Annotated in this window: 14 protein-coding genes and 1 tRNA gene; 5 read left to right on the forward strand and 10 right to left on the reverse strand. The window is 30.6% G+C overall.

Features of this window, described 5'->3' with window-relative positions:
• Positions 1 to 23 precede the first annotated feature (23 nt).
• Both ACJ6WR_RS23420 and ACJ6WR_RS23425 read right to left on the reverse strand, forming a co-directional pair.
• Positions 24 to 803, reverse strand: coding sequence for a hypothetical protein (locus ACJ6WR_RS23420; RefSeq protein ID WP_086895998.1), 780 nt, complete (start codon positions 801 to 803; stop codon positions 24 to 26).
• Positions 804 to 842: 39 nt separating this feature from the next.
• Positions 843 to 1,355: an adenine phosphoribosyltransferase gene (locus ACJ6WR_RS23425; RefSeq protein WP_086895999.1), complete on the reverse strand. Its 513-nt coding sequence runs from the start codon at positions 1,353 to 1,355 to the stop codon at positions 843 to 845.
• A 116-nt stretch (positions 1,356 to 1,471) separates the two neighbouring features.
• Here ACJ6WR_RS23425 and ACJ6WR_RS23430 point away from each other — a divergent pair.
• The 3 genes from ACJ6WR_RS23430 to ACJ6WR_RS23440 all read left to right on the forward strand — a co-directional run bounded on the left by ACJ6WR_RS23430 (position 1,472) and on the right by ACJ6WR_RS23440 (position 2,176).
• Positions 1,472 to 1,545: transfer RNA gene (locus ACJ6WR_RS23430), tRNA-Arg, on the forward strand.
• 114 nt (positions 1,546 to 1,659) lie between these two features.
• The gene (locus ACJ6WR_RS23435; RefSeq protein WP_039118581.1) at positions 1,660 to 1,905 is read left to right on the forward strand and encodes a CopG family transcriptional regulator; all 246 of its coding nucleotides are present in this window, start codon (positions 1,660 to 1,662) and stop codon (positions 1,903 to 1,905) included.
• Positions 1,898 to 2,176: a type II toxin-antitoxin system RelE/ParE family toxin gene (locus ACJ6WR_RS23440; RefSeq protein WP_039118580.1), complete on the forward strand. Its 279-nt coding sequence runs from the start codon at positions 1,898 to 1,900 to the stop codon at positions 2,174 to 2,176. Before ACJ6WR_RS23435 ends, ACJ6WR_RS23440 begins: the two co-directional genes overlap by 8 nt.
• Before the next feature lie 326 nt (positions 2,177 to 2,502).
• Here the strand turns inward: ACJ6WR_RS23440 and ACJ6WR_RS23445 are convergent, their stop codons facing one another.
• A complete protein-coding gene (locus ACJ6WR_RS23445; protein ID WP_086896003.1) occupies positions 2,503 to 3,054 on the reverse strand; it encodes a hypothetical protein in 552 nt (183 codons plus the stop codon).
• Between the two features lie 287 nt (positions 3,055 to 3,341).
• Here ACJ6WR_RS23445 and ACJ6WR_RS23450 point away from each other — a divergent pair, with 287 nt between their 5' ends.
• Positions 3,342 to 3,746 (forward strand): helix-turn-helix transcriptional regulator, encoded by a 405-nt coding sequence (locus ACJ6WR_RS23450; RefSeq protein ID WP_086896000.1) that lies wholly within the window; start codon positions 3,342 to 3,344, stop codon positions 3,744 to 3,746.
• Positions 3,747 to 3,954: 208 nt separating this feature from the next.
• On the forward strand, positions 3,955 to 8,133 hold the full coding sequence (locus ACJ6WR_RS23455) for an NACHT domain-containing protein (protein WP_409416675.1): 4,179 nt from the start codon (positions 3,955 to 3,957) through the stop codon (positions 8,131 to 8,133).
• A gap of 46 nt (positions 8,134 to 8,179) precedes the next feature.
• On the opposite strand, the gene ACJ6WR_RS23460 is transcribed toward ACJ6WR_RS23455, so the two are convergent.
• The 7 genes from ACJ6WR_RS23460 to ACJ6WR_RS23490 form a co-directional block, all read right to left on the reverse strand.
• The gene (locus tag ACJ6WR_RS23460) at positions 8,180 to 8,755 is read right to left on the reverse strand and encodes a DUF4833 domain-containing protein (protein ID WP_409416676.1); all 576 of its coding nucleotides are present in this window, start codon (positions 8,753 to 8,755) and stop codon (positions 8,180 to 8,182) included.
• A gap of 219 nt (positions 8,756 to 8,974) precedes the next feature.
• Positions 8,975 to 9,406 (reverse strand): GtrA family protein, encoded by a 432-nt coding sequence (locus ACJ6WR_RS23465; RefSeq protein WP_409416677.1) that lies wholly within the window; start codon positions 9,404 to 9,406, stop codon positions 8,975 to 8,977.
• Between the two features lies 1 nt (position 9,407).
• Positions 9,408 to 10,094, reverse strand: coding sequence for a CDP-alcohol phosphatidyltransferase family protein (locus tag ACJ6WR_RS23470; protein WP_409416678.1), 687 nt, complete (start codon positions 10,092 to 10,094; stop codon positions 9,408 to 9,410).
• Between the two features lie 154 nt (positions 10,095 to 10,248).
• Positions 10,249 to 11,055: a phytanoyl-CoA dioxygenase family protein gene (locus tag ACJ6WR_RS23475; protein ID WP_409416679.1), complete on the reverse strand. Its 807-nt coding sequence runs from the start codon at positions 11,053 to 11,055 to the stop codon at positions 10,249 to 10,251.
• Between the two features lie 229 nt (positions 11,056 to 11,284).
• Positions 11,285 to 12,073 (reverse strand): SDR family NAD(P)-dependent oxidoreductase, encoded by a 789-nt coding sequence (locus tag ACJ6WR_RS23480; protein ID WP_409416680.1) that lies wholly within the window; start codon positions 12,071 to 12,073, stop codon positions 11,285 to 11,287.
• 543 nt (positions 12,074 to 12,616) lie between these two features.
• Complete coding sequence (locus tag ACJ6WR_RS23485; RefSeq protein WP_409416681.1) at positions 12,617 to 13,798, reverse strand: MFS transporter; 1,182 nt, start codon at positions 13,796 to 13,798, stop codon at positions 12,617 to 12,619.
• Between the two features lie 25 nt (positions 13,799 to 13,823).
• Positions 13,824 to 14,381 carry a TetR/AcrR family transcriptional regulator gene (locus ACJ6WR_RS23490; protein ID WP_409416682.1) on the reverse strand — a complete coding sequence of 186 codons (558 nt, stop codon included), beginning with the start codon at positions 14,379 to 14,381 and terminating at the stop codon, positions 13,824 to 13,826.
• Between the last annotated feature and the right edge of the window lie 253 nt (positions 14,382 to 14,634).

Here is a 14,634-nt window from a genome sequence, read left to right on the forward strand (position 1 = left end):
TTAATTCTCTAGCGGATTTTTTATTACTTAAACTCTATTAATTTTTCATTTGGTAGATCATATTCATATAAGACTCTGGTTGCATTATCTACATATAACCATTGCATTATACTCGTACGATTTTCAAATTCATTAGCGATGCCTAAAACCGTATAAGAATGCCCCTCCTCTTCTCTATCTTCTATTGAGTAAGTCAGATTTAAATTAGGATCTTTTAAATTTGCTTTTACGAGCTCACTTTTAGAATTTGCTAAATAGTATTCGACTAAAGTGTATAAGTAATCTTTAAACTCGGTTGAGTACTTATCCTCCTCCTCTGCCCAATAATATTTTATTGGTTTAGGATATTTTTTTCTGAATAGAGTTACACTTCCGTCTTTAACTTTTTTAGCGCTTACGAACCATTCTGTAAAATCTCGTGTTTCTCCATCTCCTGAAATAAAGACACTATCAATCTTCCATTTAAATTCATAAATATCACCCAGAGTATATTTAAGTTCTTCCTCAGAAGTTAAGTTAGACGTTAAAAATGTTATCTTGTTATTCTTTTTAATTTTAACATATGAATAATCTCCACCTTCATTAAACCCTGCATATTCGGCTACATCAGTATATACTTGTTGTAGTTTTAATTTTTCGCTTGGACGTATTTCACTTTTAAACTCGCTGGGTATTTTATTAATAGTATCCTTTGTGTTTGGAACTTCCTTTTGAGAAATCGAATCTGCTTTGGTGGCTACGTCGTTATTATCTTTGCAAGAAATTAATAATGTAAATAAGGCTAACGAATAAAATACTTTCATTTGGTTAATTTATGTTTTTAATGCTTGTGTAGAATTACTCTAATATGTTATAGCAGCAAAAATAGGATTTTCCTTTATCTTTTCTCTTCCGTTTAAAAAAGATAGCTCCATTAAAAAATTACATTGTACAATTTCTCCACCTAGTTCAATAACTAAATCACAAAGTGCCTTAGCAGTTCCTCCTGTAGCCAACACATCGTCGTGAATTAATACTTTGTCTCCTTTTTTTATTGCATCAATATGCATTTCTAACGAATCTGTACCGTATTCTAAATCGTATTCTGCCGAAATTACTTTATAAGGTAGCTTTTTGGGTTTCCTTACAGGTACAAAACCTGCATTTAATTTTTGCGCCAATAGCATTCCGAAGAAAAAACCACGACTTTCTGCTCCTATTACCTTGTCGATTTTTTGTCCTTTTAAAGAATCTAATAAAATCTGAAGACATTCTTCTCTGGCAATTGGATCATTTAAGAGCGGAGTGATATCTTTAAATAAAATCCCCTCTTTTGGAAAGTCTTGAATATCACGGATGTAATTTTTTATCTGCATTTTTTTTTAATTTTCTATTGTTTATTGCTTGTATATCTCACATTTGTTTCTATCTTTGCACCCGCAATAAGTGCTCAACAAAGCTACGAAAAATTAGCCAATTGAAAACTAAAAAAGGCCTCGTGGCGCAACTGAATAGCGCACTTGATTACGGCTCAAGAGGTTACTGGTTTGAATCCAGTCGAGGTCACAAAAAATCCCATTTCTTACGAAATGGGATTTTTTTTATGCCTTTTTATTATTTAATAATTTCCATTTCAAAGTTTTGGTGTAAATTTACACCAAACTAAAGCTTTTTATTATTATGACACGACAAAGTATAACATTAACTGCTCCTAATGAAGAATGGTTGAAAAATCAGGTTAACACAGAAGAGTTTAGTAGTAAAAGTGAAGCTATTAACTATTTGATTAAACAAGCTCGTTCACAAGAAGAATACTATGAGTTTGTGAGATCTAAAATAGATAAGGGAGAAAAAAGTGGTTTTGCAAAAAAACAAACTAGAGAAGAAATGTTAGCCGAATTTAAAAAAGATTTGCCTAATGTATAGCTATTATTTGAGTAGCGAAGCCAAAGAAGATTTAAAAAGAATTTATTATTACGGTGTTAGTAAGTTTGGCATTGATCTAGCTGATAACTATTTTAATATGTTTTACGATTGTTTTGATAAAATAGAGGGAAATCCTTTTTTATTTCCATCTGCCGACCATATTAAAAAAGGATATCGTTATTGTGTTTGTGGTGTTGATACTATTTACTACCAAATCAATGGAAATAAACGGGTAGAGATTATTACCATTATTGGAAGGCAAGACTTTTAGATCTTTTAAAGCCAACAATTTTCTTCAAATCCTGGAGAAAATGGTTTAAAAAGCTATTTACACATGCTTTCTTTGCCACTTCGCGGCTTTGCGAGAGATTTATCCGATACAGTATTAAAAACCATTTTTCATAACTTAATGACATTACCCCAAACCTCCAAACACAAAGCTTTGCGTACTTAAATTGTCTAAACACAACTTAAATCTTAGTGAACTCTGTGAAAATCTTTGCGTTCTCTGCGTTAAAAAATAAGATGCATAATGATAAACCTTTGCGGTTAAACAGATTAGTATTCTAAAGCTTGAATAAGGAATATTTTATTCCGTTACAACATCAATCTGATTCTTTTTTTGATTTTCTCAACACCCCTTTCTCTTATTAATTCCACCGCATCCAGCATTTTGATTAAATGAATATAGGGCGTCGTTAGGTCAGATTCAGCATCTCCGGCATTGGGAGACAAGGAGAGTTCCAGGATTAGACATAAAAACAATTCAAATTCTTCCAGCCTTTTTTCATCAAATGCATTTTGAAATACAATAAAAGGATTATCGTATTCTTCCTTCGTTAGGGAAGTAAGATGAAATACAGTTTCAGAGTGCAAAGACGCTGTAACTTTCCATTTTTTACTTTTCTGTTTTAGGCAGTAACAGATTTTGAGAAAAGAATTAATAATAGTATAAAAGACAAAAACATCGGATGGATTGTCCTGTTTGTAGACTTTTCTTTTATAGCTATAAATTACCGCTTCGGTTAAAGTCTGTTTATAATAATCAAGATCTTCAAAGTCAAAAAAGGCATCAATAGCCTTAAATGGATTTCCCGCCTCAACCCCTGCCCAAAATCTAGTTTCGAAGAATCTTTTATTTTTTTTCATACTAAGGAGATTAAAAATTCTCCGGCAAAGCTCTATTCTTCCCAAAGGATAATCTATTCCTAATACGGATATAATACCGATTGTATACTCAATATAGTCCCATTGCATGGTAACTATTTTCCTATTACATCGGTATTATATCAGAAAACATTGGAGTAAAACATAAATGAAATTGGTATAATATCTGACAAAAGAGATGTTTTACGAGATATTTTTTTATCTTTGAAATTCAGGATTTTTATCCAAATGGCTTTATCTTTGAGCCTTCAGAAAAATTGACATTCATTATGGAACAGAAAATACATCAGGGAAGAAACGTAAAACGCTTCAGAGAAATGCTTGGCATCAAACAAGAAGCATTGGCTTATAATCTGGGAAATGACTGGAATCAGAAGAAAATTTCTATACTGGAGCAAAAAGACATAATTGAAGATGATATACTTAATCAAATCTCACATGCATTAAAAATTCCTGTTGAAGCTTTTCAGAATTTTGATGAGGAACAGGCAATAAATATTATTTCTAATACTTTTGGAGATAATGCTTGTGTTGGAAATCCCAACTCTACATTCAACTTTAATCCTATCGAAGAGTTAAAAAAACTTCACGAAGAAAAAATTGCATTGTACGAACGTATGTTGAAAGAGAAAGATGAAATGATGGTGAGGCTTGAAAAATTGATTAATAAATAATTATAAAGATATATTAATTCTAAAAAGAGACTTTTGAAGTCTCTTTTTTATTTTGGAACATTATTTATGGGTGCGAAGTAAGGAGATATTCGTACAGCTTTTGATAAGAATTCTTTGGAGAGCGGGGGCATTTTAGAAGTAATATTACCAGAATTGAAATGTAGTTCCATCAAAAAAATAATTTATATTTGAAGAAAGTACTACTATTATGACAAGCCAAGAATTAGGAAGCAGTTTTGAAATTATAACGAAAGATTTTTTCGTATGGCTATTTGAGAAAATTGGATTTACTGTAACTAAAGCAAGACCTCAAAAATCTGGAAATCAAAATGGTTTTGATATTTTAATTATAGTCTCTAAAGATTTCTCTGAAAAAAAAATATTTATAGAATGTAAAAATTACGAGACAGATTTATCAATTGGGAATATCATTAAGAAAGGCTTAAATTTAGAATCAAATTATGAACTTGATGAAAATGATCTTTTCATTGCAATAAATCCAAGATCTAATTTTAGCAATGAAGATAATTCTGAAAAATTATCACCAGTTCTCAGTCAAAAGTTTAAATTCACTTACTATGCCCTTGATATTTCAAATGGCATCAAAGAATTGTTTGCATTAAACAATAATTTTTATCGATCTGTATATGGAGAAGACGTTAATTTTATTGTGAATGAAGAAAAAGAAATAGAAAGGTTTAAGACAATTATTTTTTCAAGAAAGCCTTTTCAGAAAATAATAATAAAAGATGCCGATAAAGACAGATTCATTGGCTATATAAATGTGGATAAAAATAATATTGAAAGATATTTTACAGAAGATGCTCAGAACAATAACATTCTCTTTAAAAGAGATAAAAAAGAGAATTTAACCCTTTCAACAATTCTAGATAAGGAAGACAAAATTTTTATCATTGGCAATCCTGGAATAGGCAAATCTACGGAACTCAAAAAATTTGCATTACAAAATTGGAAAACTGGAGATAATGAAAAATTTATTCCAATATTTAAAAGTTTAAAAAACTTTACAACAACTGATTTGATTGCCGACTATTTTCCAATTGGATGGGAAAATTTAAATAAAGTTATTTTTATATTAGATGGTATTGACGAAATTTCTGATATAGAGTATTTTAAATCCAAATTAGAAAACTTTATTACTCAAAATGAAAATGGTTCCAAAAAATTCAAATATATAATCAGCTGTAGGTCGAACGTTTATGAAAGTATTGTAAAAGGCATACCAAATTTTAATGTCTATTATTTGCGGGATTTATACTTTCATGAAAGTACTGAACTCTTAAGAAAAAAATGCGGGAATATTGTTGATACTTTATATTTTCATAATTCATTTACAAATTTTCTAAAAACTCCTTTCCAAGTAGAGATATTAGCAAATTATATAACAAGTAAAGGACATATTCCTCAGAACACAACAGTTCTTTGGGAACAATATATTCAAAACAGATTTACTCACGATAAAAATGAGAAACTAAAAAAGATTACTTTAAACATACCTGGGCTCAAAAAATGGTCAATGAAAATTTCATTAATAAGCGAGTTAATGAAAAACAACATCATTGAAGAAGAAGATTTGTACATAGCTCTAGGCGAAAACACTACAGAATATGAGGATTTTAAGAAAAATCCGTTATTAAATAAACTTATTAATCAAGAGAAGTATTTTTTTGAACACAGAAACATTCAAGAGTATTTTGCCGCTACAGCATTAAGCAAATTATCATCCGAAAAAATAAAAGGTTTTTTACTTATCGAAAATGGTATAAACAAAACACATCCTTCATTATTTAATACCATAACGTTTTTAATTAATATTGTCGATAATGACAAATACACTGAACTCGTAAGCTGGTTAATTGAACATGAACCAGAATTGCTTTTTAAAGCAGACTCAAATAGAACTGATCGCTATAAAGTAAAAGTTTTTCAGCATTACTTTCAATCGGAATGCGTAGATAAGACCTATTGGATAAATAGCAGCAAAACTTTTAACACAAAAGAAATTGCAGAATTTGGGAACTGTGAAATTAATTTTGATTACCTCCTAACATTTATTAATAGTGTAGATGCTCATTTTCGAGTTAAAGTTTCAGCATTAGAATTATTAAGCCATTTTTCTGTTTCGCCAGATAGAAAAGAAGATCTAAAAAAGACACTTTATAACTTACTGCAAAATTCTGAAAATAGCGAAATGATAAAATCTCATATTTTAGACTGTATCCATGATCTAAAGCTATGCATGAATGACGAAAATCTTTTAGATGACATATTTTATTTATTTAAAAACGAAACCAGCAAGCAAATTAATAGGGCACTTTTGTCATTAATTGAGGAATATCAAAATATTGATCGTTTTTTTTGGTATATAAAATCGGAATTTTTGCGAGATCAAGGAATTACAGAAAGAGAAATAAAAGATGAAGTAATCAGAGGAACAAGTTGGGTTCTTGAACGAATTATATTGAGGTTCACAGTATCTGCACATTTTATTGATCTGGCGAAGTATTACTTTGATGAATCAAGAGAAAATTATATTGACAGTAAATATATTGAGGAAATTATTGAGAGATGCTGTTATTTTGAAAATTTAGATTCCAATTATTTGGTAAATTTATTTGTGTCATTTCAAGAAATAGAAAATTACTACTTCAGGGAAACAACTATTAAAGATCTAATTTTAAAAAGCAACCGAAATAGTAAACAAAACCTATTTGAATATCTGACAGAAAATGTGGACTTTAAAATTTTTGGATATTTTATGGCTTCCGTTACAGATGAAGAAACCATTGAGATAGTAATAAATAAATTTGCGAATGGCATTATAGAAAGTAGCAACCTCGATTTTTATCGAAATGTTCTTGGTAATACTAAAGACCGTAATCTAGCTGAATATTTTAATAATGAAATGATTGAAAGAGGTTTTGAATTTGTAGAAGTCTATTTAAGTCAAAATGAATTTGACAATTTAAAAGAGAAGTTTAGAAAGAGACCTCAAGAAGATTTCGACGTACTATTCGATAAAGAATTATTGCTTTCCAAAATTCAATTCATATTCAATCGATATAGTGGTAGTATTAGTCCTACAATTATTCGTCAGATTACCACTGATTGGTATAAAGAAAATGGTCATGCTAGCAGAATTGAAATTTCCTATTCTTTACTGAGTAGAATTGTCCACAATATGCAAATGAATTTGAAATATACTGATATTGAACGAATTTTTATTGAGGAAGACATATTCATAATAAAAGAAATCAAAGCCCAAATCCAACAGTTAAATAATTCCAATACTTTTTTTGAAATTAACATAAGTCATAAACGTTTTATCTACCAATGGTGCCTCAAGGCAAAAGATGAAATCGATTTTACAAATATTATTAGAATAGTAAATTTCAACTCTTTAAATTTGCTTGATGATTATTACAAACTCAAGGCAATATTGTATTTTGTAATTAAATTTAATTTTAATTTTTCAGAACAGTTTCTTTTAAACAGCATCGAATTTATTGATATAAATAAAACTGTTGCACAAGATGGTGACCTAAATCAGCTTCTCAGTAGGATCAAAAGTGAAGAAGCAATTAATAAAAGAATTATTGAAAATCTTCACAATGGAGATCTCTACTCCTTATCGTTAAACTCTCACATTCAGTATGCATTAAATAATAATCTTACAGAATCTTACATAAAGATTGGAGAATATCTAGTGAACAAAAACTACAATTATAATATTGAAAAAGTTCTTATACAATACATACAATTAACAAATGATTTACCTCTACTCAAAAATCTTTGCGATGATTTTAATTCACACAAGTGCTGGACATCATTAAAGCTGATGATGGATTTAAAAGTTGAGTCCGATTTTTGTCTTCAAAAAGCACTTCAATATCTAAGTAATGCAAAAGATGATAAAAATTATTATTTTTCATCTGCTTTATCGATTCTCTTTGAGTTAAATTCAATAAATGCCATAAATTATCTTTTTTTGTTTCTTGATTTAGAAAATGTCCCGTCACTAAGAGAGAACTCATATACAAGTTATAGTGCAATAGATAATTATAAATCCTTACATAAATTATACGAAAAAATCTATATGAAAAATGAAGATAAATTTGGACTTTCTAATATGAAGAATTTTATGTCTACTTATATTTCAAATTTGTCAGCGAACAAAGTCAATTTTTTTTTAATTCAAGAAGAATTATCATTGATAAAATCTAATCTTAAGAATTTGTCAATTGATAGCGAGCTATTTTATATTAATCGTTTAATAGATGATTCACGAAAAGGTTACTTAAATTCACAATCAAAAACTTTTAACTTTAAGGAAGCATTATCAAAAGTAGAGGGAATTATAAATTAATTTTTTTTTAAAATTTATATGCGTTAAAGATTATATCGAAATCTTATTATAACAACATCCTCTCAGTAATTATTTTATTTGAGGAAGTCTCAATTCCGGTAACTTCAGCATACTTTACATTTGGTAACCAAAAAGAACCTCCCTCAATGCGTACAAATATTTTTTCTACCTGTATTCTTTTCTGATTTACATTTACAAAAACATGATATTTTTGATCTGAATCTATCTTTTTTAAGGTTAAGGGTAACTTTTTATACGATACAAATTGAAGCTCAAACTCCTCATTATTTACAGTTTTGCTTTCTATTCCGTATGCATATTTTCGTTGCATATAATTAAAGTCTTTCTTCTCCCCTTTCTCAGCATATCGAATCCAATAGGCTTTTATAGGATTGCTTTTGTTTATTTTTCCATTTTCGTCATAGTTTATTGTATAAATTGCAGTGTTTACATTTGGGTCTCGCTGAATATAAAATAGCATATTATCTATATTCTTGGGTGTTGGAAAATTTAGTGGCGATGGATTTTTGGATTGTGCCAATACATTTTCGGAAATTATAATTACTAAGATCGTTATAACGATTAGTGATTTTGTGAAATATATAAATGATAATTTGTTCATAACGAAGTTTTTATACAACCTTCTGGTTGCAATTATTTTAACACATAGAAACATAGATTCACAACGCTTAAAAAAGGCGTTACACTTGTTTAAACAATCATGGTTGACTATGTGTGAGAAACTAGTTTCTTTTTCTATTCTTTTTTAGGTATCTAAAATCTATCCCTAAGCTTCGGGACTATGTGTTGAATAGAAAACACTTAATTGGTTATTTATACGCTAATCTGATTTAATTACATTTTGATTTTTGTTTATTTTAAAAACCCAATATTTAATCAGTGGATAATTAAATCCATAAGAAACAAAGCTGTCCGTAATTAATCTTCCGATTCTATAATCGATTTGAAATACTCTCTGCAAAATAAGCGTACCAAATGATTTTAAGGAAATGCTTCCCAATACAACTAACGCAAATTTAAAAAGCTGACTATTGATGCGGCTACTATAACCAGATTGATTTTTAAATACCCAAAATCTATTGATGCTGAAATTGATAATGGCACCAATGGTTCCGGAGATTAGAATTGAAAAAGTAAAATGCAATTTAAATACTTCTGTTAGTAAAATCATTAAACCATAATCGGTAATGCCTCCTAAAAATGCCGCAACTTGTGCTCGTAGAAAAGTAAAAATGGATTTTTTACTGAACATATCAGTCTTGATTTTTATCTCTTAAATCGCCTAACTTTAAAAGTTTTAAGCTATCAATAGTATTGATTACAAACAACACAATACTGATTAAGCCAGCCAAATACGTAATTGATCCCTGAAATAAAACTTCTATAATTAAAATTAAAGCAATAATAAATCTAAGTTCTGTTGGGCCAACAAAGCCAGAATCTATACTGTATTCATTTGTGATTTTGTAGCGCAACTGGCTGATGATGATAGACCAGCCATACAATGCAACAAAAGCAAAGGCTACTATTTGTGTGCCATTTTTAGCATAAATATAGTAGCCAAAGCCTATAAGTACAATACCAATCCAATCGGCAATAATATCGAGTGCAAAACCATACCAGCGTCGGGGAATATTTCTATAATAAGCCAATCTTCCGTCTAATGAATCGCCTAACCAATTTATAACCAAACCAATAATACCGAAAAGCAAATACCATTTTGTTAAATAAGCTCCTAAAACAAAAGCCAAGAAAACTAATCCTGAACCAAGTGTACCCATTAAAGTGAGTACGTTTGGCGAAATGAATTTAGGCACCTTTGGAAGCAAAAATATAATCGTTGACTGTTCTACTCTTTTTAAAATATTAGTTCGCTTACGGTCTGAAAATGTTCTTTGTGCGATTGCACTATAATCTTCAATCTGTATTTCTTTTCCCATTAATAGCGTAATATTTGTAAGCCAGATAGTATAGCCAATTCTAGTTTTACAATTTTTAGCTTTACTTTTCTTTGACTATTTTTAAAAAAATTTGTGGTACTCTTTAGCTTACCTGATCTAACCAGATAACTAAATGCGACAATGATCAGCATAATTATTTAACAATACCAGCAAAACGTTGATAAAAAACCGTTGGGCTATTCTCATTTTTAGGAGCGTATTTTCCGGCAATAATCGGAATATAGATAACCCTTCTTCTACTCTCTTCGCCACGAATAGATGATTCTGCCACTCTGTGCCACAAACGGCCATCGTGAATGGTTAAATCTCCAGCTTCGGGATTGATAGAAACTTCCTGAGGATCAGGTTTATTATCTAAAAAGTATTTTTTACGAAAAAGCATTTGATAAATACTTTGCTTATGAGTACCCGGAATGATTTTAAGACCGCCATTTTCAGGTTTTAAAGTGCTTAAGTGAATACCCACATTTAACATCGGATTTAATTTTGCACCATAAAAAATATCTCTCAATCCATCTGTATGCCAGCCCATTTTAGTAAACTTACTTTCTGGCCCGTTGATATAATGATTGAAAACCATTCCGTCTTTTTCTTCAGTTCCTAATCTTGCGCCATCGCCTGCCAATGGTAATAAACCATTAAATCTTGGATCAAGTAAAAGACCGCTTAAGGTTTGATGATGTTGATTGATAAAAGCAAAACGTTGTACAATAGGGGAACCATCTAAATCTTTTCCGTATTTAATAGGAACACCGTTTACTTTTTGAAGATCGTTTTCAATCCAATTTTGCTCTACTTGTTTCGAGGCATCAATGATCGATGAAACAGTTTCCGGATTTATAAATTTTTTGAAATGGATGAAGCCATATTCATTAAAAACCGCAATTTGCTCATTAGTTAATTGCTCAGTAAGGGTAAAGGTTTTATAAGAAGATACCATGATAATATAGATTTAATAAATGAAATAATATAGTTTGTAATTTTATCTAAAACAGAATAACAACAACAGCAACAAAACATTAGCATGTTTACGTGCATTCGGTTTTCAGATAAATTAAACATATTTTTTCTTTTATTTGACATACTCTATAGAATTAGTAGAATTTAATACAAACTTAATATAATTTTTCTTTTTTCAAAGAATATTTTTTTATTTATTTTTTGTAAAATTAAATTTTATAAATTCCAGCAGCCATTTTTTCGATAAATCCCTTCGGTAATATACGGTTGGCATAAACCGAAATGATATTTGTAAAACCTGGAATAACTTCTGATTTTTTGTTGAACATGGCTTTTACTGCAATTTTTGCCACTTCATCTGCCTGCATATTAAACTTTTCGGCCATTTTGCTAAAAGCGTCTAAACCAGCTCTTGCAGCAAAACCAGTATCAACTGGACCTGGACTAAAACAAGTTACTGAAATTGAAGTTTGGGCTAGTTCGAAACGCAAGGCACGCGTAAACGATAAAATAAAAGCCTTTGTAGCCGAATAAACAGCTAACGTAGGTACAGCTTGGTATGCAGCAGTACTGGATATATTTAAAATGTAGGCTTGTTTTTCTTGTGAAAGTATTGGGACTAATAAATGTGAAAGTTCTACAACTACATTCATGTTAAGTTGCATCATGCCAAGCTGATCGATTAAAGAAGACTGACTAAAATCGCCCCACACACCATAACCAGCATTATTAACTAAAAAGCCTACTGGATAGTTATTCATTTTAATCCAATCAGTTACTTTTAGCGATGCACCATTTGTTGAAAGATCAATAGATAAAACAGGAGCATCAATACCGTATTTAATTTGAAGATCATCAGATAGTGCTTTTAATTCCTCGTCACTTCTTGCAACAAGCAATAGTGGATAACCCTGTTTCGCTAATTCATAAGCAATAGATTTTCCAATTCCTTTGCTGGCACCAGTTATTAAGGCATACGGTTTAGTTTTTTCGCTCATTTTATTAATTTAATGATCAAATATAAAGATTAATTGTAAACCGTTGGGCTTGCAACGTGCATAATGGTTATCCTCTGCCCTATCTTCTGGTACTGACTTATTGCACTCCGAATGCTTTAAGCAGGCAAGTTGTACCCCTAAACTAATTATCCAATACTAATTACTTATTTTATACTACCCTCTTTTGTCTTTTTAAAGGAGGGTGTAAAATGAATTTTAGGCTATCATGTAATTTTCAACATAAATAGAAATTCACAGAATATTATGGATTTACTTTCTGAATTTGAAAGCAGATAAAAAAACTACAATGCAAGCCTTTTTTTATTTTATTGATCACGGATTTGAAGTAGAAGGAGAAAATTATTTAGTATTTACAGAATGCCACTTGGATCATGCGAATAATTATCATTGTAAACAAACTTGTATTCAATTGACAAATCTTTAAAGTATCTACAAATAAAAATCAATTATTGATGCTTGCAGAAAAAGTTTTAAAAGAAGTGGCGTAATTATAAATTAAAAAAAGTTAGTGGTAGAAAACTATTAACTTTTTCTGCAGACGTGTTTTTCAATTAATTTTTTTAACAACATCATCACTAAAGCTAGAGTACAGAATGCAAACATCACCCATGGCGTGCTCTGAACACCATAGTTATTAATAAAAAGTCCGCCAATTGCCGTACCAAAAGAAATACCCAGATTCCCAAAAGAGATGGCAAGACTATTAGCAAATTCAGGTGCTTCTGGTGCAGTCTCTATCATATAAGCCTGTGCAGTCAGAAAGCAGGGAGTTTGCAAGAATCCCCATACTGCAATTAGAAGCACTGTAGAAAAAGACATTGTTCCGGAGTAATAAATCGGAATGCAGATCATCAACAATCCGATTAGAAAAGCCGCTGTAGTTTTTGTAATATCTTTGGTTAATAGTTTTCCTGCAAGAAAGTTTCCAAGAACACCAGTAGATCCGAAAAGCAACAACATTAAACCAATTGTCTTGGGATTCATATGATTAACCTTGCTAAGGTAATCTGCAAAATAACTATAGCTTGAAAAGAGTCCCCCAATCATAAGAAATGAAAAGAAAGCGCTGACCAAAAATGTGGGTTTTGTCAATATTTTTAACTGGCTCCCATAGGATTTTTTCTCTTTTATGGGCATCGAAGGCAAAAGTATAATAATCGCTACGAGCACAACTAAACTAATGGATGCCTGAACCATAAATGATAATTGCCAATTGTCAAATAGCCCTGCAATATAGGTTGCAAAGGGAACCGTTGTAATTGTTGCGATACCTATACCTGCCATAACAATGGCCATCATTTGGTGCGCCACTTTTTTGTCTGCAGAACTAGTGGCTGCCGCAACAGCATTTGATACTAACACTGGATGCAAAAAGGCTGGTAAGATCCTCACAACCAATAATAACCAAAAAGGTGGAGCAAAGGAAGATACAATACCGGTAAGTAAAAAGATCAGCATTGTCACAGCCATTAATGTTTTCCGATTAATTCCAGACGTGAACATCGTCATAAATGGACCTGCAATAGCCACTGTTATGGCATAAGCACTTAGTAACAAGCCGGCTGTACTAATATTAATATGATAGTATGAGGCTATTTGGGGTAGAATGCCAATTACTCCAAATTCAGTCGTAATCATCCCAATAAGGCTCAAGGAACCTATGTAAGCTATTTTTTTCTTAAACATAAAGTTGTAGTATTTCATGGAATGGTTATTCCATTTTTATAAATCACGATTTTACGGCATCCCATGCTGCCTGAATATAATTGTCTATGGTTGTTTCCTGTAGATATATGTATTTACTATGGTGTAATTTGACAAGTGACACCAAAGATCCACTCGTAAACCCAATCCATTCTTTGATATCTCCTTCCTTTATTAATTGCTGTTTTTGCCCATCCAGATAGACTTGATCTAATTCTCTCACATATAGTCCACCTTTATGTTTTGCAGCTGGATCTATAGTTGGCGAATAATAAAATTGCTCTAAAAACAAAAAATCCATGGGTTCCTGAATAAAATAATCAACCATTTTCCTCCATAGATGGATAAAACGTTGTTTAACAGAAAGTGTGATATCGTAACCATCAATGATGATCTCAGATTCTTTTACTTTAAGATGGAAGTAAAGTTCGTTTATCAATACCTCTTTAGTAGAAAAATAATTATAAATCGTTCCCATTCCTGTATCTGCTTCTTTAGCAATTTCAGACATTGGGGTATTGTCTATTCCTTTCGATACGATGAGTTTTAAAGTGGCAGCTAGTATTTTTTCTTTTTTTGTCATAACAATATAATAATGTGACAAAGATATATAATTGGAATGAATATTCCAATTATATATCTTTACATGTATATGCTGTTGAGTCTACGATTTGTCGTTTTACTCATGGAGAATAATATTGTTGCTAATAGTAAGATTATAAAACCGGAGAGTTCAAAAGAAAACTTAGCATATAAATCAATTTAGATTACATTATCTCGTAAAGCTCTTTTTAGCATAAATAATACTTCCGGTTTTAACCGCAAAGGAAGGAAAT

Origin of the sequence: Flavobacterium sp. PS2 (assembly GCF_046250155.1) — a bacterium.
GTDB lineage: Bacteria > Bacteroidota > Bacteroidia > Flavobacteriales > Flavobacteriaceae > Flavobacterium.

What these genes read in the sequence shown, in the direction of transcription:
- ACJ6WR_RS23440 (WP_039118580.1), top strand. Translation starts at nt 1,898, where the DNA reads ATGTATAGCTATTATTTGAGTAGCGAAGCCAAAGAAGATTTAAAAAGA.
- ACJ6WR_RS23460 (WP_409416676.1), bottom strand. Translation starts at nt 8,755, where the DNA reads ATGAACAAATTATCATTTATATATTTCACAAAATCACTAATCGTTATA.
- ACJ6WR_RS23445 (WP_086896003.1), bottom strand. Translation starts at nt 3,054, where the DNA reads ATGAAAAAAAATAAAAGATTCTTCGAAACTAGATTTTGGGCAGGGGTT.
- ACJ6WR_RS23420 (WP_086895998.1), bottom strand. Translation starts at nt 803, where the DNA reads ATGAAAGTATTTTATTCGTTAGCCTTATTTACATTATTAATTTCTTGC.
- ACJ6WR_RS23435 (WP_039118581.1), top strand. Translation starts at nt 1,660, where the DNA reads ATGACACGACAAAGTATAACATTAACTGCTCCTAATGAAGAATGGTTG.
- ACJ6WR_RS23455 (WP_409416675.1), top strand. Translation starts at nt 3,955, where the DNA reads ATGACAAGCCAAGAATTAGGAAGCAGTTTTGAAATTATAACGAAAGAT.
- ACJ6WR_RS23475 (WP_409416679.1), bottom strand. Translation starts at nt 11,055, where the DNA reads ATGGTATCTTCTTATAAAACCTTTACCCTTACTGAGCAATTAACTAAT.
- ACJ6WR_RS23480 (WP_409416680.1), bottom strand. Translation starts at nt 12,073, where the DNA reads ATGAGCGAAAAAACTAAACCGTATGCCTTAATAACTGGTGCCAGCAAA.
- ACJ6WR_RS23490 (WP_409416682.1), bottom strand. Translation starts at nt 14,381, where the DNA reads ATGACAAAAAAAGAAAAAATACTAGCTGCCACTTTAAAACTCATCGTA.
- ACJ6WR_RS23465 (WP_409416677.1), bottom strand. Translation starts at nt 9,406, where the DNA reads ATGTTCAGTAAAAAATCCATTTTTACTTTTCTACGAGCACAAGTTGCG.
- ACJ6WR_RS23425 (WP_086895999.1), bottom strand. Translation starts at nt 1,355, where the DNA reads ATGCAGATAAAAAATTACATCCGTGATATTCAAGACTTTCCAAAAGAG.
- ACJ6WR_RS23470 (WP_409416678.1), bottom strand. Translation starts at nt 10,094, where the DNA reads ATGGGAAAAGAAATACAGATTGAAGATTATAGTGCAATCGCACAAAGA.
- ACJ6WR_RS23450 (WP_086896000.1), top strand. Translation starts at nt 3,342, where the DNA reads ATGGAACAGAAAATACATCAGGGAAGAAACGTAAAACGCTTCAGAGAA.
- ACJ6WR_RS23485 (WP_409416681.1), bottom strand. Translation starts at nt 13,798, where the DNA reads ATGAAATACTACAACTTTATGTTTAAGAAAAAAATAGCTTACATAGGT.